The organism is Pseudomonas sp. P20 (assembly GCF_016463925.1).
In the GTDB taxonomy this organism is placed as follows: domain Bacteria; phylum Pseudomonadota; class Gammaproteobacteria; order Pseudomonadales; family Pseudomonadaceae; genus Pseudomonas; species Pseudomonas aeruginosa.
Window position 1 is genome coordinate 1 of sequence record NZ_JAEMVM010000037.1, and the last position, 19,922, is coordinate 19,922.

General features: G+C 67.5%; 20 protein-coding genes and 2 tRNA genes. 2 read left to right on the forward strand and 20 right to left on the reverse strand.

Annotation, left to right across the window (positions count from 1 at the left end):
* Positions 1-132 precede the first annotated feature (132 nt).
* The 11 genes from JHD77_RS29690 to xcpR all read right to left on the reverse strand — a co-directional run bounded on the left by JHD77_RS29690 (position 133) and on the right by xcpR (position 7,906).
* Positions 133-209, reverse strand: a tRNA-Asp gene (locus tag JHD77_RS29690).
* Between the two features lie 16 nt (positions 210-225).
* Positions 226-301 (reverse strand) — tRNA-Val (locus tag JHD77_RS29695).
* 138 nt (positions 302-439) lie between these two features.
* A complete protein-coding gene (gene xcpZ, locus JHD77_RS29700) occupies positions 440-964 on the reverse strand; it encodes a GspM family type II secretion system protein XcpZ (protein WP_003091369.1) in 525 nt (174 codons plus the stop codon).
* Between the two features lies 1 nt (position 965).
* Positions 966-2,114, reverse strand: coding sequence for a GspL family type II secretion system protein XcpY (xcpY, locus tag JHD77_RS29705; RefSeq protein ID WP_003103522.1), 1,149 nt, complete (start codon positions 2,112-2,114; stop codon positions 966-968).
* Positions 2,111-3,112, reverse strand: a complete 1,002-nt coding sequence (gene xcpX, locus JHD77_RS29710; protein ID WP_003138522.1) for a GspK family T2SS minor pseudopilin variant XcpX — start codon at positions 3,110-3,112, stop codon at positions 2,111-2,113. The genes xcpY and xcpX overlap by 4 nt, the downstream gene beginning before the upstream one ends.
* Positions 3,109-3,822, reverse strand: a complete 714-nt coding sequence (gene xcpW / locus JHD77_RS29715) for a GspJ family T2SS minor pseudopilin variant XcpW (protein WP_031756068.1) — start codon at positions 3,820-3,822, stop codon at positions 3,109-3,111. Before xcpW ends, xcpX begins: the two co-directional genes overlap by 4 nt.
* Positions 3,819-4,208: a GspI family T2SS minor pseudopilin variant XcpV gene (gene xcpV / locus JHD77_RS29720; RefSeq protein WP_003091373.1), complete on the reverse strand. Its 390-nt coding sequence runs from the start codon at positions 4,206-4,208 to the stop codon at positions 3,819-3,821. The genes xcpW and xcpV overlap by 4 nt, the downstream gene beginning before the upstream one ends.
* The gene (gene xcpU, locus JHD77_RS29725) at positions 4,205-4,723 is read right to left on the reverse strand and encodes a GspH family T2SS minor pseudopilin variant XcpU (RefSeq protein ID WP_031756066.1); all 519 of its coding nucleotides are present in this window, start codon (positions 4,721-4,723) and stop codon (positions 4,205-4,207) included. The genes xcpV and xcpU overlap by 4 nt, the downstream gene beginning before the upstream one ends.
* Before the next feature lie 6 nt (positions 4,724-4,729).
* Complete coding sequence (gene xcpT, locus JHD77_RS29730; RefSeq protein WP_003119751.1) at positions 4,730-5,176, reverse strand: GspG family T2SS major pseudopilin variant XcpT; 447 nt, start codon at positions 5,174-5,176, stop codon at positions 4,730-4,732.
* 4 nt (positions 5,177-5,180) lie between these two features.
* Complete coding sequence (xcpS, locus tag JHD77_RS29735) at positions 5,181-6,398, reverse strand: GspF family T2SS innner membrane protein variant XcpS (RefSeq protein ID WP_003091376.1); 1,218 nt, start codon at positions 6,396-6,398, stop codon at positions 5,181-5,183.
* The gene (gene xcpR / locus JHD77_RS29740) at positions 6,398-7,906 is read right to left on the reverse strand and encodes a GspE family T2SS ATPase variant XcpR (RefSeq protein ID WP_003158838.1); all 1,509 of its coding nucleotides are present in this window, start codon (positions 7,904-7,906) and stop codon (positions 6,398-6,400) included. Before xcpR ends, xcpS begins: the two co-directional genes overlap by 1 nt.
* A 219-nt stretch (positions 7,907-8,125) precedes the next feature.
* On the opposite strand from xcpR, the gene xcpP reads away from it, so the two are divergent.
* Both xcpP and xcpQ read left to right on the forward strand, forming a co-directional pair.
* Positions 8,126-8,833, forward strand: coding sequence for a type II secretion system protein N (gene xcpP, locus JHD77_RS29745; protein ID WP_003119750.1), 708 nt, complete (start codon positions 8,126-8,128; stop codon positions 8,831-8,833).
* Between the two features lie 4 nt (positions 8,834-8,837).
* Complete coding sequence (gene xcpQ, locus JHD77_RS29750; protein WP_003103536.1) at positions 8,838-10,814, forward strand: GspD family T2SS secretin variant XcpQ; 1,977 nt, start codon at positions 8,838-8,840, stop codon at positions 10,812-10,814.
* 85 nt (positions 10,815-10,899) lie between these two features.
* Here the strand turns inward: xcpQ and JHD77_RS29755 are convergent, their stop codons facing one another.
* From JHD77_RS29755 to truA, 9 genes are all read right to left on the reverse strand, one after another.
* On the reverse strand, positions 10,900-11,667 hold the full coding sequence (locus JHD77_RS29755) for an SDR family oxidoreductase (protein ID WP_003103539.1): 768 nt from the start codon (positions 11,665-11,667) through the stop codon (positions 10,900-10,902).
* A complete protein-coding gene (locus JHD77_RS29760) occupies positions 11,664-12,875 on the reverse strand; it encodes an O-succinylhomoserine sulfhydrylase (RefSeq protein WP_003113933.1) in 1,212 nt (403 codons plus the stop codon). The genes JHD77_RS29755 and JHD77_RS29760 overlap by 4 nt, the downstream gene beginning before the upstream one ends.
* Positions 12,876-12,891: 16 nt before the next feature.
* Entirely contained in the window at positions 12,892-14,397 is a 1,506-nt protein-coding gene (purF, locus tag JHD77_RS29765; protein ID WP_003091383.1) for an amidophosphoribosyltransferase, read from the reverse strand.
* A 221-nt stretch (positions 14,398-14,618) separates the two neighbouring features.
* Complete coding sequence (locus JHD77_RS29770; RefSeq protein ID WP_003113932.1) at positions 14,619-15,161, reverse strand: CvpA family protein; 543 nt, start codon at positions 15,159-15,161, stop codon at positions 14,619-14,621.
* Between the two features lie 73 nt (positions 15,162-15,234).
* A complete protein-coding gene (locus JHD77_RS29775; protein WP_016253172.1) occupies positions 15,235-15,900 on the reverse strand; it encodes an SPOR domain-containing protein in 666 nt (221 codons plus the stop codon).
* A 3-nt stretch (positions 15,901-15,903) separates the two neighbouring features.
* The gene (gene folC / locus JHD77_RS29780; RefSeq protein ID WP_003115014.1) at positions 15,904-17,193 is read right to left on the reverse strand and encodes a bifunctional tetrahydrofolate synthase/dihydrofolate synthase; all 1,290 of its coding nucleotides are present in this window, start codon (positions 17,191-17,193) and stop codon (positions 15,904-15,906) included.
* A complete protein-coding gene (accD, locus tag JHD77_RS29785) occupies positions 17,190-18,062 on the reverse strand; it encodes an acetyl-CoA carboxylase, carboxyltransferase subunit beta (RefSeq protein WP_003104199.1) in 873 nt (290 codons plus the stop codon). Before accD ends, folC begins: the two co-directional genes overlap by 4 nt.
* Before the next feature lie 268 nt (positions 18,063-18,330).
* Positions 18,331-18,966 (reverse strand): phosphoribosylanthranilate isomerase, encoded by a 636-nt coding sequence (locus JHD77_RS29790; RefSeq protein WP_003116445.1) that lies wholly within the window; start codon positions 18,964-18,966, stop codon positions 18,331-18,333.
* An 89-nt stretch (positions 18,967-19,055) separates the two neighbouring features.
* The gene (truA, locus tag JHD77_RS29795) at positions 19,056-19,913 is read right to left on the reverse strand and encodes a tRNA pseudouridine(38-40) synthase TruA (protein WP_003091390.1); all 858 of its coding nucleotides are present in this window, start codon (positions 19,911-19,913) and stop codon (positions 19,056-19,058) included.
* Positions 19,914-19,922: the final 9 nt, after the last annotated feature.

Genomic DNA, 19,922 nt, shown 5'->3' on the forward strand with positions numbered 1-19,922 from the left:
CGACTGAACTACCGCTGCGCGTCGGCTGGGCAAGATGCCCGGTAAAGCGACTTCCTCTTGTTGCAGCCAGGCTGCCCGCCTTCTGGTGGAAGACGGCGAGTTCGGGGTGGTGAACTCGGGAGGGGAAGTGAATGGCGCAGCGGACGGGACTCGAACCCGCGACCCCCGGCGTGACAGGCCGGTATTCTAACCGACTGAACTACCGCTGCGCGTAACTTGCGAGATTGGTGGGTGATGACGGGATCGAACCGCCGACCCTCTGCTTGTAAGGCAGATGCTCTCCCAGCTGAGCTAATCACCCTTCACTCTCGAAGTGGGGCGCATTCTACCGACCGAAAAACCTAAGTCAATGCCCTGATTGAATTTTTTTTGAAATTTCGGCGATCGCCTGTCGCCACGGTCGGCGCCGGGGCCCAGGCCGGCCCCAGCCACGGGCCGCTCACTCGACCCGCAGGCTCAGGCGCGCCGAGACCCGGCCGTCGACCTGGCGGTCCAGGCCGGCCTCCGCCACCTGCACGCCCTGCCCGTTCAACTGCTCCAGCCAGGGCAGCAGCTTGGCGAATGGCGCCGGCTGCAGGGCCACCTGCACGGCGCCCTCGCCTTCGTTGTCGAGGCGCTCGACACTCAGTCCGGCCTGGGCCGCCGAAGCCGTGACCATGCCCTGCAGCGCCGCCGGGTCGATCTGCGCCTGTGGCGCTGCGGCATCGGCCTGGCGCACGTTGGGCGCCTGCTGCTGGATGTAGGCATGCAGCGCGCGCTGTTCGGTGAAGTACTGCCGCGCCGACTGCAGATGGCGCTCGGCCGGGCGCCACAGCGCCAGGTAAAGCACCACCAGCAGGAGGAACGCGCCGAGCCAGAGCAGCGCCAGGCGGTCCCGCGCCGGCAGCCCGCGCCAGCGGATCGCCAGCTGCGAGGTTTCCGCCTGGGCCCTGAGGCGCTCGTGGAATTGCGTCATCACCTTCATCTCAACCTCCTATCACCAGGCGCGCGCTGACCGTCGAGCCATCGCGGCTGGCCGAACCCAGCTGCACCGCCAGCCCGGACTCGCTGAGACGCGAACGCAGCCGTTCCAGCACGTCGAAACCGGGAGCCCGCACCTGGAGGGCGACGTCGCCGCGAGCGGCGCTGAAGTCCAGTTGCTCGACGCTCACCGTCGGCTCGCCGCCGATCACCGTGGCGGCCTGGCCAAGCAGGCCGAGCAACTGGCCCTCGCCGCCGCTGCTGGCGCTGTCGGCCAGGTGCTGGTCGAACTGCGCGCGCAGGTTGATCAGCTTGCGGTCCTCGGGAAACAACTGGCGGTAGAGTTCTGCGCTCTGCGCCGCGTAGCGGTCGCCTTCGCGCTGCAACTGCCAGGCCTGGACCAGGGTGAAGCCCCATTGCAATACCAGCCACAGCCCGACCAACCCCAGCAGCGGCCGCCAGCGGCGCCACTGGCTGCTCTGCTGGCGCGCGGCGAACTCGGCCTGGGCCAGGTCGGTGCCCAGCGGCTGCTCGCTCAGCCAGACGTGCGGATTGCCCGCCAGGGCCTGGACTTCCACCCCCTCCAGGGGCGCCACCTCCTGCGCGGCGAAGGCCCGCTGCGGCGGCGGGCAACTGTCGCGCAGTACCGGCCAATCCTCGCTGCCGCAGGCCAGGCGTACGGCGCCGCTGCCGCCGAGCAACCAGCGCTCTTCCAGCCAGAACAGGCAACTGCCCTCGCCCGGCAGGCAATCGGCATCGACATGCAGCGAAGCCGGCGCCTTGCCCGCGCCCTCGGCCAGCGCCAGCCAGGCGGCAAGCCAGGTGCGCTGCACGGCGAATACCCGGTGGCGGCCGTCGGCCAGCGCCGGACCAAGGGCAAGATGCATCTGCTCGACATCGTCGGCCAGTTGTTCCTCCACCGCGAACGGCAGCGACTGGCGCAACCAGCGCGCCTTCTGTGTAGGCAGGTTCACCGCGCAGGCGGTCACCGCCTCCACCGGCAGGTACAGCCGCCAGGGCGCACGGATTTCCGCCAGCGCCTGGGCGAACGGCGCGCGCCGGCACTCGCCATCCTGCACCCACCATACCGCCAGTTCCCCATCGGCCCCCGCCGTGCTGGCGGGCGGCAGGAACAGCGCACTCACTCCACTCATCGCTCGTCCTTCTTCCAATCGTCGCCGCCCGTCGACGGGATGGGCAGGCCGCCCTGCCCCATGTCGCGGGCCATCACGCGTATCTTGCCGTCCTTGCCCCGCTGCAAGGTACTCACCAGCACCTGCCGGCGGTCGCCCAGGCTGACCTCGCTGATCACCTGGAAGTAGCGGGTGCCGACGGCAAAGTTGACGTTACTTGCCTTTGATCCCAACTCGTTCAGGTGCTTGCTGAACTCAGTCTTCTCCTGGAAGCCTTCTCGCCCACGGGCCGCCACGATGTTTTCCGCCTGTCCCGGATCGATCTCGAACATGGCGGCCAGCACCGGCACGCTGGCAGTGTTCACGTTCAGCGGCGCATCTTCGGGCAAGGCGCTGACGAACGGCAGCAGGCGTCGATAGTCGGCTTCCGACAATTTCAGCAGGCGCAGCTCGGACACGTCCTTGAAACTGCGGTTGGCGGCGCGGTAGGCCGGCGCCTCCAGCAGGTACTGGTTGTCCTCGGCGCCTTGCTCGCCCTGCGGATTCTGGTCGGCGTCGAGCCAGTCGGCCAGCCGGTCCGGCAAGCCCTGGACGATCTCTTCCTTCATCCCCAGGGTGGCCAGCAGGCGACGGAACTGCTTCACCGAATCCGGCTTGACCTTGCGCTTGCGCACCAGTCCGTTGAGGTTGAAACGCCCGCTGGGGTCCTCGATCCGCACCCGCAGCTCACCGCCGTCGTCCAGCTTGAACGGCGTCATCGGTCGCGCCCAGGCCTCGCCCAGGTGGTCCACCGGCTCGCGGGTATTCTCGCCGCCCTGGCGCAGGTCGCGGCGCAGCACCGCTTCCGCCAGGCGTTCGCCGCCCAGCGCATAGTGCCAGGCCTGGCGCACGTGCAACTGGTTGGCGCTGCTGCGTATCGCCAACTGCTGGCGGATGATCAGCCCGGCGCAGACGATGGTCACCACCGCCACCACCAGCAGCACGGTAATCAGCGCGACGCCGCTCTGCCCGCGCCTCATTCCGGCGCCCCCGGCATGCCTTCCGGCGGCTGCGGCACTCCGCCCTCGCCGTTCTCGCCACTCTCGCCGCCCGGCTGGCCCTGCGGCTGGTCCTGCTTGAGCGGCGGATCGAGCAGACGCCAGACGCGCACCAGCTTGCCGTAGTGGCGGTGCTCCAGAGTCATCTCCACCGCCAGCGGCAGGCTTTCCAGGCGCTCCTCCTCGCTGCCTTCGTCGGTCGGCCAGTGGCCCTGCCAGTTGTGCTCCTTGTCGAGGAAGCGCCAGCTCAGCGCGGTAACCCCGTCCAGCACCTGCTGCACCCGTGGCTTGCTGTCCTGGGCGCGGTCCAGAACCAGCCAGTAGCGGCGTTCGAGGGTCTCCCCGGACAGCGACCAGCGCACCCGCTGCAGGCGCGAGCGCGCCTGGCCGAGCGGGTTGCGCCAGCCGCCACGGGTGAATTCGACGATCTGGTCGTTCTCGCCCTCGCTGAGGAAGGCGCCACGGTTATCGCCCAGTTCGTCGCGTACCGGACGTTCGACCGCCTGGGTCAGGTCGCGCTCCAGCGCGCCCATCGCCCGCACCAGCTCGCGCATGCGCTGCTCCTGCACGCGAGTCGCCTGGTCGGTCTGCATCACGCTGTCGAACATGCGGTAGGTGGCCAGGGCCAGCAGGGCGAAGATGGCGATGGCGATCAGCAGCTCGAGCAGGGTGAAGCCCCGCTGTAGCCTCATGGCTGGCTCCCGAGGAAACCGACGAGGCGCGCCGCGGCGCGTTCCTCGATGCTGCCACGCTCGCGGCCAAGGGGCTTCGCCGCGACCCAGACGATCACCCGCCGCATATCCTGCTCGGCGGTGCTGTCGACCTGGGTGCGCCACTCCCAGCGGCGCCCGGCGAACTCCAGCTCGCCCTGGTTGCGGCCGCTGGAGGGCGGCGTCTGTTCCAGCTGCAATTCGTTGAGACGGTTGTCGGCGATCCACATCGCCAGGGTCTTGTCTTCCAGCCGCGAGGCATTCTGCAGGCTGCGCGCGCTGGCACTGAGCACGCTGGCCGCGACCATGGCGAAAATCGCCAGGGCCACCAGCACTTCCAGCAGGGTGAAACCGCGCGCGCGCCTCATCGCCGCGCCACCTCGACCCGTGGCAGGCGGAAACCGTCGCTGCTCAGCGACAACGCCCGCCCCTCGGGTCCGCGCTCGGCCAGGCGCAGGCGGAACGGACTGAGTTCGCCACTGGAGAGGATCAGCAATTGCGGCTGGTCGGTGTCTTTCTTCTGCTCCTTCTCGCCCTTGCTGCCGGCCAGCACCAGCGGCTGGCCGTCCAGCTCGAAGGTCAGCTCCGCCCACTCCGGCAGGCGGTGGCTGTCGCGCGCCACCGGCAACCAGCGCGCCTTCGCTTCGTCGTAGCGCAGTACCTGGTAGGCATCGCGCTCCAGGCGCAGGCCGTACTCGCGGTTGTCCAGCACGGCCTCGTCGGTCAGCACGCCGATCAGCCCGGCGAGCCGCTCGGCCTCGCTGTCCAGCTCCCGCGAGGTGCTGGCGAAGCCGGTGCTGAGCACCGCCAGGCCGATCAGTACGCTGATGATGACCATCACCACCATCAGCTCGATGAGGGTGAAGCCGCGCGAAGCCCGCATGTCCGGTCAGTTGTCCCAGTTACCGATGTCGGCGTCGTTGTCGCTGCCGCCTTCCTTGCCGTCGGCGCCCAGCGAATACAGGTCGAACGGGCCCTTGGTGCCCGGCGCCAGGTACTGGTAGGGATTGCCCCACGGATCGACCGGCAGCTTCTTCAGGTAGCCGTCCTTGTTCCAGTTCTTCGGCTGCGGATTGCCGGTGGGCTTCTTCACCAGCGCCTCGAGGCCCTGCTGGGTGCTCGGATAGGCGAAGTTGTCCAGCTTGTACATGTCCAGCGCGGCAGCGATGGCCTTGATGTCGCCCTTGGCCACGGTGACCTTGGCCTGGTCGGGACGGCTCATTACCTGCGGCACCACCAGGGCGGCGAGGATGCCGAGGATGACCACCACGACCATGATTTCGATCAGGGTGAAGCCCGACTGTTGGCGACGCTGCAATGGGCGGCTCTGATTCACGCGATTACCCCACGAGTTGGTTGAGAGAAAGGATCGGAAGAAGAATGGCAAGGACGATGACCAGCACCACCGCGCCCATGAATATCAGCATGAACGGTTCGAACAGGCCGACCATCAGGCCGATCTGCGCCGCCAGGTCGTTCTCCTGGTTGCGCGCGGTGCGCGCCAGCATCTGGTCCAGCTCGCCGGAGCGCTCGCCGCTGGCGATCATGTGCAGCATCATCGGCGGGAACTGTCCGGTGGCTTCCAGCGAGCGGGTCAGGCTAGCGCCCTCGCGGACCTTCTGCGCGGCCTTGACCACTTCGTTGCGGATGATCCGGTTGGCGATCACCTCGGCGGCGATCGCCAGCGCCTCCACCAGCGGCACGCCGCTGCGGGTGAGGATCGCCAGGGTCGAGGCGAAGCGCGCGGTGTCGGTGGAACGCACCAGCCGACCGACCAGCGGCACGCGCAGCAGGAAGCCATGCCAGCGCTCGCGAAAGGCATCCTTGCGCAGCGCGTAGCGGAAGCCGATCACGCCGCCGATCGCCGCGACGAAGGCCAGCGCGCCCCAGGCCTTGACCCAGTCGCTGACGCCGATCAGCACGCGGGTCAACAGCGGCAGGGTCTGCCCGCTGTCGATGAACACCCGGACCACGTCGGGCACCACGTAGCCCAGCAGGAAGCCGACGATGGCCAGCGAAGCGACCATCAGGATCACCGGATAGAGCAGCGCCAGCTGGATCTTCTGCCGCGACTGCTGGCGCTGCTCGGTGTAGTCGGCAAGTTGCTCCAGCACCGGGCCGAGGTGCCCGGCATGCTCGCCGGCAGCCACAGTCGCCCGGTACAGCTCGGGAAAGGCGGTGGGAAACTCGCGCAGGCTGCCGGCCAGGCTATGGCCTTCGAGGACCTTGGCGCGCACCGCGAGAAGCATCGACTGGATGCGCTGCGAGGTGGACTGCGCCGCGGCGGCGCGCAGCGCCTCCTCGATCGGCAACGCGGCCTGGACCAGGGTCGCCAGTTGCCGGGTCACCAATGCCAGGTCGCGCGCGGACAGTCCGCGGGCGAACGTCAGGCGCCCGCCCTGCCCGCTCTGCTCGCGGGTACGGGTGGGCTTCACGTCGAGCGGCGCCAATTGGCGCTCGCGCAGCAACTGGCGGACCTGGCGCGCGCTGTCCGCCTCCAGCACGCCCTTCTGCTGGCGACCGCTGGGGTCGAGGGCGAGGTATTCGAAGGCGGCCATTATTCTTCCCGGGTCACGCGCAGGACTTCCTCGACCGTGGTGACGCCTTCCAGCACCTTGCGCCGACCGTCGTCGCGGATGCTCGGTCCGCTGGTGCGGGCATGCCGGGTCATTTCCTGCTCGGAGGATTCGTTGTGGATCAGCGAGCGCATGTGGTCGTCGAACACCACCAGCTCATAGATACCGGTACGCCCGCGATAGCCATGCTGGTGGCACTCGCCGCAGCCGCGGGCGCGATGCAGGGTCGGCGGCGCGGCGGGATCGACGCCGAGCAGCGCGCACTCGGCCTCGTCGGCCCGGTAGGGCTCCTTGCACGCCGGGCAGAGCACCCGCACCAGGCGCTGGGCCAGCACGCCAAGCATGGAGGAGGACAGCAGGAACGGCTCGATGCCCATGTCCACCAGGCGGGTGATCGCACCGATGGCGCTGTTGGTGTGCAGGGTCGAGAGCACCAGGTGGCCGGTCAGCGAAGCCTGCACCGCGATCTCGGCGGTCTCCCGGTCGCGGATCTCGCCGACCATCACCACGTCCGGGTCCTGCCGGAGGATCGCCCGCAGGCCGCGGGCGAAGGTCATGTCGACCTTGGCGTTGACCTGGGTCTGGCCGATGCCCTCCAGGTGGTATTCGATCGGATCCTCGACGGTGAGGATGTTCCGCGTGCGGTCGTTGAGCGTGGTCAGGCTGGCGTACAGGGTGGTGGTCTTGCCCGAGCCGGTGGGGCCGGTGACCAGCAGGATGCCGTGCGGCTTGCGCACCGTTTCGTCCATCAGCTTGCGGTCGCGCTCGCTCATGCCCAGGTGCTGCAGGTTCAGGCGCCCGGCCTGCTTGTCGAGCAGACGCAGCACCACCCGTTCACCGTTGGCCGAGGGCAGGGTCGAGACGCGGATGTCCACCTCGCGCCCGCCGACCCGCAGGGAAATCCGCCCATCCTGGGGAATACGCTTCTCGGCGATGTCCAGCCGCGCCATGACCTTGATCCGCGATACCAGCAGGGCCGCCAGCTCGCGCTTGGGCTCCAGCACCTCGCGCAGCACGCCGTCGACGCGGAAGCGCACCACCAGGCGCTTCTCGAAGGTTTCCAGGTGGATGTCCGAGGCGTTCTCGCGGATCGCCTCGCCGAGGATCGCGTTGATCAGGCGAATGATCGGCGCGTCGTCCTCCTGCTCCATCAGGTCCTCGGTTTCCGGGACCTGGTCGGCCAGCGCGGCGAGGTCCAGGCTGCCGCCGAGGTCCTCGGCGAGCTGCATGGCCGCCGAGGAGTCGTGCTGGTAGGAGGCCGCCAGGGCCTGGTTGAAGGCGTCCTCGCCGAGCGCCCTGAGCGGCAGGCGGCGGCCGGCGAAGCGCTGCGCCTCGGCGATCGCCGCCAGCTCCACCTGCGGCCGGCAGGCCAGCCAGTACTGCTCCTCCAGGCACAGGAACAACAGGCCCTGGCGCTTGGCGAAGCTGAACGGCAGACGCCGTGGCGGTGCGGCCGGCGCGGCGATGTCGGGTAATGGGGCTGTCATCATGGATGCCTTATAGCGGTAACCTTACAGAAGTATCTTGGTCGTATATGACCACTGAACGGTTACCGTCAGTATTGTTAGTTGTTAGTCGTTTTGTGCGGCTGATCCCGAGTTCCTCTTGCAGAAGTATCCTGGCGAGCCGTTATCTTAAGCACAAGCGTGCCTGGCCCGGCCAGTCACACCTATTGATAGAAGTAGGTAGCCTACTGGCAACGAACTGCTATGATCCCTCGGCGATCTTCAGACATAACGATAAAGACCAGGAGTGATGTATTGCCTTTCTCCGGCGCCTCTTCCCGCTGGCTGCAGCGGTACGCCCCGGCCCTTCTGGCTGTTGCCCTGATCATCGCCATGAGCATCAGCCTCGCCTGGCAGGCGGCCGGCTGGTTGCGCCTGCAACGCAGCCCGGTAGCCGTCGCCGCCTCGCCGGTCAGCCACGAGTCGATCCGCAGCGATCCGACCCGCCTGGCGCGCCTCTTCGGCACCAGCGCCCAGGACCCCAACGCCCCGCCACCGGCCACCAACCTCGACCTGGTGCTCAAGGGCAGCTTCGTCCAGAGCGATCCCAAGCTGTCCAGCGCGATCATCCAGCGCCAGGGCGACAAGCCGCACCGCTACGCGGTCGGCGGCGAGATCAGCGACGGCGTGAAGCTGCACGCGGTCTACCGCGACCGCGTCGAACTGCAGCGCGGCGGGCGCCTGGAAAGCCTGCCCTTCCCGCACCGTTCCGGGGGACTGCTGGCCAGCGCGGACGACATTACAAGCGAGAACGACTCGATCGAACAACTGCAAAGCCTGCAGGATGAGAACGCTGCAGCATTGCGCGAGCGCCTGGACGCCTTGCGCCAGCAGATGGAAGCCACGCCCATCGCAGAACCCGCCGAAGAAGACTCGAGCGAGCCCACGACCACGCCTACGGAAAGCGACTGACCCGATGTCCCAGCCTTTGCTCCGCGCCCTGTTTGCCCCTTCCAGTCGTTCGTACGTTCCCGCCGTCCTTCTCAGCCTGGCCCTCGGCATCCAGGCGGCGCACGCCGAAAACAGCGGCGGGAACGCCTTCGTCCCGGCCGGCAACCAGCAGGAGGCGCACTGGACGATCAACCTCAAGGATGCCGACATCCGCGAATTCATCGACCAGATTTCCGAAATCACCGGCGAGACCTTCGTCGTCGACCCGCGGGTCAAGGGCCAGGTCAGCGTGGTCTCCAAGGCCCAGCTCTCGTTGAGCGAGGTCTACCAGTTGTTCCTCTCGGTGATGAGCACCCACGGCTTCACCGTGGTTGCCCAGGGCGACCAGGCGCGCATCGTGCCCAACGCCGAGGCCAAGACCGAGGCCGGCGGCGGCCAGAGCGCGCCGGATCGCCTGGAGACGCGGGTGATCCAGGTGCAGCAGAGCCCGGTATCGGAACTCATCCCGCTGATCCGTCCGCTGGTCCCACAATATGGCCACCTCGCCGCGGTGCCCTCGGCCAACGCGCTGATCATCAGCGACCGCAGCGCCAATATCGCGCGAATCGAAGACGTGATCCGCCAGCTCGACCAGAAGGGCAGCCACGACTACAGCGTGATCAACCTGCGCTACGGCTGGGTGATGGACGCCGCCGAGGTGCTCAACAACGCCATGAGCCGCGGCCAGGCCAAGGGCGCGGCGGGCGCCCAGGTGATCGCCGACGCGCGCACCAACCGCCTGATCATCCTCGGCCCGCCGCAGGCGCGCGCCAAGCTGGTGCAACTGGCGCAATCGCTGGACACCCCGACCGCGCGCTCAGCCAACACCCGGGTGATCCGCCTGCGCCACAACGACGCCAAGACCCTCGCGGAAACCCTCGGCCAGATTTCCGAAGGCATGAAGAACAATGGCGGCCAGGGCGGCGAACAGACCGGCGGCGGCCGACCGAGCAACATCCTCATCCGTGCCGACGAAAGCACCAACGCCCTGGTCCTGCTGGCCGACCCGGACACGGTCAACGCTCTCGAAGACATCGTTCGCCAGCTCGACGTGCCGCGTGCCCAGGTATTGGTGGAAGCGGCCATCGTCGAGATCTCCGGCGACATCCAGGATGCCGTCGGCGTGCAATGGGCGATCAACAAGGGCGGCATGGGCGGAACCAAGACCAACTTCGCCAATACCGGACTGTCCATCGGCACCCTGCTGCAATCGCTCGAGAGCAACAAGGCACCGGAATCCATCCCCGACGGCGCCATCGTCGGCATCGGCAGCAGCAGCTTCGGCGCGCTGGTCACCGCGCTCTCGGCCAACACCAAGAGCAACCTGCTGTCGACCCCGAGCCTGTTGACCCTGGACAACCAGAAAGCGGAGATTCTGGTCGGCCAGAACGTACCGTTCCAGACCGGCTCCTACACCACCAACAGCGAAGGTTCGAGCAACCCGTTCACCACCGTGGAGCGCAAGGATATCGGCGTCAGCCTCAAGGTCACTCCGCACATCAACGACGGCGCGGCCCTGCGCCTGGAGATCGAGCAGGAGATCTCGGCCCTGCTGCCCAACGCCCAGCAGCGCAACAATACCGACCTGATCACCAGCAAGCGCTCGATCAAGAGCACCATCCTCGCCGAGAACGGCCAGGTGATCGTGATCGGCGGCCTGATCCAGGACGACGTTTCCCAAGCCGAGTCGAAGGTTCCCCTGCTCGGGGACATCCCATTGCTCGGTCGCCTGTTCCGTTCCACCAAGGACACCCACACCAAGCGCAACCTGATGGTCTTCCTGCGTCCTACGGTGGTCCGCGACAGCGCCGGTCTCGCCGCGCTCTCGGGCAAGAAATACAGCGACATCCGGGTCATCGACGGCACTCGCGGCCCGGAGGGACGACCCAGCATCCTGCCGACCAACGCCAACCAGTTGTTCGATGGACAGGCCGTCGATCTGCGCGAACTGAAGACGGAATAACGGCGCCATACCGGCAAGGCGGCCTCATACGAAAAAAAGCGCTGCTCCTTTCGGAACAGCGCCTTTTCCGCATCTCCCCACCAACTCAGTCGAGGTAGATCATTTTCCGGGTCATGCCGCCATCGACCAGGAATTCCTGGCCGGTGACGAAACCGGCGTCCTCGGAGAGCAGCCAAGCCACCAGCGACGCGACATCCTCCACCGTTCCGACCCGGCCGACCAGGTGCTGGTCGTGGTCCAGCTCGGTCAGCGGCGCAGCCTCGCGCTCGGCGGCCTCGCGGGTATCGATCCAGCCGGGGCTGAGCGCATTGACACGGATATCCGGGCCCAGGCTGGCGGCCAGGGCATGGGTCAGCGCCAGCAACCCGCCCTTGCTCGCGGCGTAGGCCTCGGAGTCAGGCTCCGACTGGTGGGCACGAGTCGAGGCGATGTTGACGATGGCGCCATTGTGCGCGCGCAGATAAGGCGTGCAGTACTTGGCCAGCAGCATCGGACCGGTCAGGTTGACCGCCAGGGTCCGGGTCCACTCGCCGAGACTCAGCGCCTCCAGCGGCGTATTGCGCGGATTGGCGATGGCGGCGTTGCAGACCAGGCCGTCGAGGCGGCCGAACTGACCGAGCACCTCGGCCACGCTCATCGCCACCTGGCCCTCCTGGGCCACGTCCATGGCCACGAACCAGGCGTGCTCGCCCAGCGCCTCGGCCACCCTGGCCCCGCGTTCACGGTCGTTGTCGGCAAGCACTACCTGCCAGCCCTCGGCGATCAGCCAGGCACTGATGCCCAGGCCAATGCCCCGGGCCGCCCCGGTGACCAGGGCGACCTTGCCGTTGCCTCGCAGGTTGGGTTCGATCACAGCGCGGCCAGCCCCCGGGCCATGTCGGCCTTGAGGTCGTCGAGGTCTTCCAGGCCGACCGCGACCCGGATCAGGCTGTCGCCGATCCCGGCGCGCGCGCGGTCCTCGGGGGACAGTCGACCGTGGGAGGTGGTCGCCGGGTGGGCGATGGTGGTCTTGGTGTCGCCCAGGTTGGTGGTGATCGAGACCATCCGGGTAGCGTCGATGAAGCGCCAGGCGGCATCGCGCCCGCCCTTCACGTCGAAGCTGACGACCGCGCCGAAGCCGCTCTGCTGGCGCCGGGCCAACTCATGCTGAGGATGGCTCGGCAGGCCCGCGTAGTAGACCCGCTCGATGCCCGGCTGGCGCTCCAGCCATTCGGCCAGGGCCAGGGCACTGGCGCTGTGCGCCTGCATGCGGATACGCAGGGTTTCCAGGCCCTTGAGGAACAGCCAGGCGTTGAACGGGCTGAGGGTCGGTCCGGCGGTGCGGAGGAAGCCGACCACTTCCTTCATCTGCTCGCCGCGACCGGCGACCACCCCGCCCATGCCCCGGCCCTGGCCGTCGATGTACTTGGTCGCGGAGTGGATCACCACGTCCGCACCGAGCTTCAGCGGCTGTTGCAGGGCCGGCGTGCAGAAGCAGTTGTCCACCGCCAGCAGCGCACCCTTGGCGTGGGCGATCTCGGCCAGCGCGGCGATATCCACCAGCTCGGCCAGCGGGTTGGATGGCGACTCGACGAAGAACAGCTTGGTATTCGGCTTGCACGCCGCCTCCCAGGCCGCGAGATCGCTCAACGGCGGATAGTCGACCTGGATACCGAAGCGCTTGAAGTACTTGTCGAACAGGCTGATGGTCGAGCCGAACACGCTGCGCGAGACCAGCACGTGGTCGCCGGAGCTGCACAGGCTCATCACCAGGGCGAGGATCGCCGACATGCCCGACGCCGTGGCCACCGCCTGCTCGGCTCCTTCGAGGGCGGCGATGCGCTCCTCGAAGGTGCGTACCGTGGGGTTGGTGTAGCGCGAATAGACGTTGCCCGGCACTTCGCCGGCGAACCGCGCGGCCGCGTCGGCGGCGGTGCGGAAGACGTAGCTGGAAGTGGTGAACAGCGCCTCGCCGTGCTCGCCCTCCGGCGTCCGCCGTTGCCCGGCGCGAACCGCCAGGGTGTCGAAGGCCGCGCCTTCCAGGTCGCTGTCGAGACGCCCGGCATCCCAGTCCTGAGTCATGCCGCTCTCCCCTTTGTCAGTCGTTGTACAGATCGATGATCGCGCTGACCGCCTGGCTCTTGGCCTTGGTCGCATCGTTGCGCGCCTGTTCGATCCGGTTCAGGTAGGCCTCGTTGACGTCGCCGGTCACGTACTCGCCGTCGAACACGGCGCAGTCGAAGTGATCGATCTTGATCTTGCCGCCGCCGACCGCGTCGATCAGGTCGGGCAGGTCCTGGTAGACCAGCCAGTCGGCGCCGATCAGCTTGCTGACGTCCTCGGTGCTGCGATTGTGCGCGATCAGCTCGTGCGCACTCGGCATGTCGATGCCGTAGACGTTGGGGTAGCGCACGGCCGGCGCGGCGGAGCAGAAGTAGACGTTCTTCGCCCCGGCCTCGCGGGCCATCTGGATGATCTGCTTGCAGGTGGTGCCGCGGACGATGGAGTCATCCACCAGCATCACGTTCTTGCCGCGGAACTCCAGCTCGATGGCGTTGAGCTTCTGCCGCACGGATTTCTTCCGCGCCGCCTGGCCGGGCATGATGAAGGTGCGGCCGATGTAGCGGTTCTTGACGAAGCCCTCGCGGAACTTCACGCCGAGCCGGTTGGCCAGTTCCAGCGCCGCGGTGCGGCTGGTGTCCGGGATCGGGATGACCACGTCGATGTCGTGGTCGGGACGCTCGCGGAGGATCTTGTCGGCAAGCTTCTCGCCCATGCGCAGGCGCGCCTTGTACACCGAGATGCCGTCCATGATCGAATCCGGACGCGCCAGGTAGACGTGCTCGAAGATGCACGGCGCGTACTTCGGTGCCTTGGCGCACTGGCGGGTATAGAGCTTGCCTTCCTCGGTGATGTACACCGCCTCGCCCGGCGCCAGGTCGCGGATCAGGGTGAAGCCGAGTACGTCCAGGGCCACGCTCTCGGAGGCGATCATGTATTCGACGCCGTTCTCGGTATGCCGCTGGCCGAAGACGATCGGACGGATCGCATTGGGGTCGCGGAAACCGACGATGCCATGGCCGGTGATCATCGCCACCACCGCGTAGCCGCCGACGCAACGGTCGTGCACGCAGGAAACCGCGGCGAAGATGTCCTCCTCGGTGGGCTGCAGCTTGTTGCGCACCGCCAGCTCGTGGGCGAACACGTTGAGCAGCACTTCCGAATCGGAGTTGGTGTTCACGTGGCGCAGGTCGGATTCGTAGATTTCCTTGGCCAACTGCTCGACATTGGTCAGGTTGCCGTTGTGCGCCAGGGTGATGCCGTAGGGCGAGTTGACGTAGAACGGCTGCGCTTCCGCCGAGCTGGAGCTGCCGGCGGTCGGGTAACGCACATGGCCGATGCCGACGCTGCCGATCAGGCGCTGCATGTGGCGCTGCTGGAAGACGTCGCGGACCAGGCCGTTGTCCTTGCGCAGGTACAGCTTATCGTCATGGCAGGTGACGATACCGGCAGCGTCCTGGCCGCGATGTTGGAGGACGGTGAGCGCGTCATACAGCGCCTGATTGACGTTCGACTTGCCCACGATACCGACGATGCCACACATGTGACGCAACCCCTACTTGGCTCAAGCTGGAAAGATGGGAAGCGCGATCGGTCCGTCCCGGACCATCGAGCTGACCAGGGCCTGTGGGCCGCTGGCTCCCGCGAATCGGTGACCTTCGCCGCCGACTGGCTCGCGGCACGTCCTGTGCCGCCGGCGCCGCGCCATCGACGCGCCGCCCTGGAAAACCGCGGGACCCGGCCTCGGCCAGTGTCCCGCCAAAATCACTGGCTGGGAAGCAGCCCGCCGATGCCGCTCGGCGGCGTTATCGGTGCGGCCGGCAACCACTGGCCGGCGAAACCGAGAATGAAGTTCTTCGACCAGTCGGCAACCATCAGGAAATGCGGCATCAGCACCGACTGCTGCCACCAAGGGTCCTGCTGTACCGGGGCCAGGCTGAGCAGGCCGACCAGCAGCACGACCAGCAGTACGCCGCGCGCACCGCCGAAGACCATGCCGAGGAAGCGGTCGGTGCCGGAGAGGCCGGTGACCCGGATCAGTTCGCCGATGAGGTAGTTGACCAGCGCCCCGAGCAGCAGGGTCGCGATGAACAGCAGCGCGCAGGCTGCGATGATGCGGGCCGAGGGGGTCTGGATGTACTCGCCCAGGTGCTGCGCCAGCGCCCCGCCGAACATCCAGGCCACCGCGCCGGCGACTATCCAGGTAAGCAGGGACAAGGCTTCCTTGACGAAGCCGCGACTCAGACTGATCAGGCTGGAAACGACGATGATGGCGACCATCGTCCAATCGACCCAGGTAAATGCCACTATGCAGCCCACAAGCAGAAAAGGCGCTGCATTTTAGCAGAGCGCGCCCGCGACGGTAAGCCGCGGGTCGCGGTCAACCGCGTTCCGGCTGGAAGCGCACGACGAAGCCGTTGAGCTTCTGCTGCTTGCTCAACTGGTCGCGCAGGCGATCCGCCTCGGCGCGCTGGATCACCGGCCCGACGAAGACCCGGTTCATCCCGTCGAAGCTGCGGATGTAGGCGTTGTAGCCCTGGGAGCGCAGGGTCTTCTGCAATTCCTCGGCGCGCGCCCGGTTGGACAGGCTGGCAAGCTGTACCGACCAGCTCTGCGGCAGGTTGTTGGCGTCCAGGCGCTTCTCCGCGGGCGGCGGGCTCGGCGGCGCAGCGGGCGGTTGCGGCTGGCTTGGCGGCAGGCTGGCGGCCGGCGCCTGGGCCTGGGCCTGGGCGGGCGGCTGGGTGGCCGGCGGGGTCGCCGGCAGGCCGCCGATCGGCTGGCTGGGCTGGCCGGCGGCGGCCGGGGAGCCTTCCTCGACGATCTCGGGAGCGATGCCTTCCTCGCCGGGCTGCAGTTCCGGCACCTCGGTCGGCTGCACCTCGACACTGGGCATGGCCGGCGATTGCGGGCGCGGCGGCGCTTCCACCACGACCTGGCGCGACTCGTCTTCGCGGGTGAACAGCATCGGCAGGAAGATCACCGCCAGGGCGATCAGCACCAACGCCCCGACGATGCGCTGCTTCAGCCCTCTTTCCAGCAAGGCCATGATTTACTCCCCCTTATCCGTTCTACGGGCCAGCCATTCCAGGCCTTCGGCCACGCTATAGAACGATCCGAACAGCAGAATGACATCATCCGCGGTAGCCTTGGCGCACTGCGCGTCCAGGGCGGCGGCGATATCCGCATGACTGCTCGCCGGAACCTGGCGCAGGATCAGCGCCGCCTCCAGCTCCGCGGCCGGCCGCGAACGCGGAGTCGGCAACGGTGCAACGGCCCAATCCTGCACCAAGCCGGTCAAGGGTTCCAGTACGCCATCCAGGTCTTTGTCCGCCAGCAGGCCGAAGACCGCCAGGTAGCGTCCTCGTGGCGCTGCGGCACGCAGGCGTTGCGCCAGGTACTGGGCGGCCTGGGGATTGTGCCCGACGTCCAGCAGGAGCTGGCGTGGCTGGCCGTTCCAGGACAGGTCGCGGCGATCGAGGCGACCGGTCACCCGGGTCCGCCGCAGCGCCTCGGCCAGGCGCTCCGCCTGCCAGGGCAACTCGAGCAACGCGTAGGCCTGCAGGGCCAGCGCGGCGTTTTCCATGGGCAACCCGAGCAACGGCAGATCGTGCAGCGCCAGCGCCTGGCCGTCCGCGGCCAGCCCGCGCCAGTGCCAGCCATGATCGGCGAGCGCCAGGTCGTAGTCGCGACCGCGCAGGTAAAGCGGTGCCCCCAGCGCAGCCACCTGCTCCAGCAATGGCTGCGGGGGATCGAGATCGCCGCACAGGGCCGGTTTGCCGGCGCGCAGGATACCGGCTTTCTCGAAAGCCACGCTTTCGCGGGTATCGCCCAGCCAGTCCGCATGGTCCAGGCCGATGCTGGTGATCAGCGCCAGGTCGGCGTCGATCAGGTTGACCGCATCCAGGCGCCCGCCAAGGCCGACTTCCAGCACCGCGAAGTCCAGCCCGGCGCGCTCGAACAGCCAGAAGGCGGCCAGCGTGCCCATTTCGAAATAGGTCAGGGAAATCTCGCCACGTGCGGCCTCCACCGCGGAGAAGGCGTCGCACAGTTGCGCATCGCCGGCCTCGATGCCGTCGATCCGCACCCGCTCGTTGTAGCGCAGCAGGTGCGGCGAGCTGTAGACCCCGACCGACAACCCCTGCTCACGCAGCAGTTCGGCGAGCAGGGCGCAGGTGGAGCCCTTGCCGTTGGTCCCGGTAACGGTGACCACGCGTTTCGCCGGCCTTCCCAGGCCGAGCCGGCGCGCTACCTCGCGGGAACGCTCCAGGCCCATGTCGATGGCCGTCGGATGGAGTTGTTCGAGATAGCTCAGCCAATCGGCCAGGGAACGCTGGGTCATGCGGATACGGGGCTCGGCGAATGAGTGAAGGCCGACAGCAGATTGGCCAGGCGCGGCCGCAACTCGGCACGATGCACGATCATGTCGATGGCGCCATGCTCAAGGAGGAACTCGCTACGCTGGAAGCCTTCCGGAAGCTTCTCGCGGACGGTCTGCTCGATCACGCGAGGACCGGCGAAGCCGATCAGCGCCTTGGGTTCGCCGACGATCACGTCGCCGAGCATCGCCAGGCTGGCGGAAACGCCGCCGTAGACCGGGTCGGTCAATACCGAGACGAACGGGATGCCTTCTTCGCGCAGGCGCGCCAGAACCGCCGAGGTCTTGGCCATCTGCATCAGCGAGATCAGCGCTTCCTGCATGCGCGCGCCGCCGGAGGCGGAGAAGCAGATCAGCGGGCAGCGCTTCTCAAGGGCGACGTTGGCTGCGCGAACGAAGCGCTCGCCGACGATGGCGCCCATCGAACCGCCCATGAAGGAGAACTCGAAGGCGCAGGCGACCACCGGCATGCCCTGCAGCTTGCCGCTCATGGCGATCAGCGCGTCCTTCTCGCCGGTGTCCTTCTGTGCCGCGGCGAGGCGATCCTTGTACTTCTTGCTGTCGCGGAATTTCAGGCGGTCCACCGGCTCGAGGTCGGCGCCCAGCTCCTCGCGACCGTCCTCATCGAGGAAGATGTCCAGGCGGGTACGCGCGTTGATGCGCATGTGGTGATCGCACTTCGGGCAGACATCCAGGGTCTTTTCCAGCTCCGGACGGTACAGCACGGCTTCGCAGGACGGGCATTTGTGCCACAGGCCTTCCGGTACCGAACTCTTCTGGGACTCGGAACGCATGATGGAAGGGATCAGCTTGTCTACCAGCCAGTTGCTCATGCTCTTTGTTCTCCAGTGCAAGGTCGGGATGGCCGCACCGATCCGGTGACGGCGTCCCTGAGCAAATTCATCTTCGTGACCGCCGGCAGCGGTGGGCCCCACGGCTGCGAAACGTTTCGCGGCCTGTCCCATCCCCCGCCTGCGCGGTCACCTGGGCGATACCCGGCGAGCGGCTATCGCGAAATATCTGGCCTCCCTATCGGCGGCCGGGCGTTGTCGCGGAAACGGCGACACGCTAGTGGACGGCGGCGGGCCGCCCGTCGTCACATCATGTCTCGTCGCGGCGCCGCGAACGCACCGCGTCCACGAACGCGCGGACCCTCGCCGCATCCTTGATTCCCTTGCTCGCCTCGACGCCACCGCTGACGTCCACCGCGTAGGGCTTGACCTGCTCGACTGCCCTGCCGACGTTATCCGGCGTCAGACCGCCGGCCAGCACCAGGGGTTTGCCCAGGTCGGTCGGCACCAGCGACCAGTCGAACGCCGCCCCCGTGCCGCCGGGCACGCCTTCCACATAGGTATCCAGGAGAATCCCGGCAGCTCCCGGATATGCCGCCGCGCGCCCGACGATGTCGTCGCCGGGCTTCACTCGCAGGGCCTTCAGGTAGGGTCGCCGATGTCCCTCGCAGTCCTCGGCGCGCTCGTCGCCATGGAATTGCAGCAGGTCCAGCGGCACCGCATCGAGAATCTCGCCCAGTTCGCAGCGGCTGGCGTTGACGAACAGGCCGACGCTGGTCACGAACGGCGGCAGGGCACGAACGATCTCCCGCGCCCGATGGATATCCACCGCCCGCGGGCTCTTCGCATAGAACACCAGGCCGATGGCATCGGCGCCCGCCGCGGCAGCGGCCAGGGCGTCCTCGACTCGGGTGATACCGCAGATCTTGATGCGAACGGCTGGCAACGACGGAGAATCCTCGGCGAGTGAGCGACGAACCGCCGGACGGCCGGTCCGGCGGGAATTCTCGATGGTAGCAAAAGCCCGATTCGACGTCAGCCGACGATATCGGGCAATCCGGAAAGGAAATGCGGCCCCAGGTAGCGCTCGGGCAACTCGAACTCCCCGGGGTACTCCACCCGCACCAGATAGAGTCCGTAGGGGTGAGCGGTGACCCCACCGGCGCGCCGGTCGCGCGCCTCGAGCACCTCCTTCGCCCATTCGATCGGCCGCTCGCCGGCACCGATGGTCATCAGGACGCCAGCGATGTTGCGCACCATATGGTGAAGGAAAGCGTTACCGCGGATGTCCAGCACGATCAACCGACCATGCTCCAGCAAGCGCACGTGATGCATGGTCTTGACCGGCGACTTGGCCTGGCACTGCACCGCCCGGAACGAGGTGAAGTCATGGGTGCCGACCAGTACCTGGGCCGCCTCGCGCATCCGCCCGATATCCAGCGGCCGATGGTTCCAGGTGACCTCCTCGGCCAGGTGCGCCGGGCGGATCGGATCGTTGTAGATGGCGTAGCGATAGCGCCGGGCCATGGCCGAGAAGCGCGCGTGGAAATGCGCCGGCATCACCCTCGCCCAGGTCACACTGATATCCGCGGGCAGGTTGGCGTTGGTGCCCATCACCCATGCTTTCAACGGGCGCTCCACCGCGGTGTCGAAATGCACCACCTGGCCGCTGGCATGAACGGCAGCGTCGGTACGGCCGGCGCAGATCACCCCGACCGGCTCGGCGGCAACCTTCGACAAGGCGCGCTCCAGCGCTTCCTGCACGGAAGGCACGCCGGCTTCCTGGCGCTGCCAGCCACGATAGCGGGAGCCCTTGTACTCGATGCCGAGGGCGATTCTGGAAACGCCAGCGGCAGCCGATTCGGCTGCCGCTGGCGGAACAACATCGTTCATGAGGGTCGC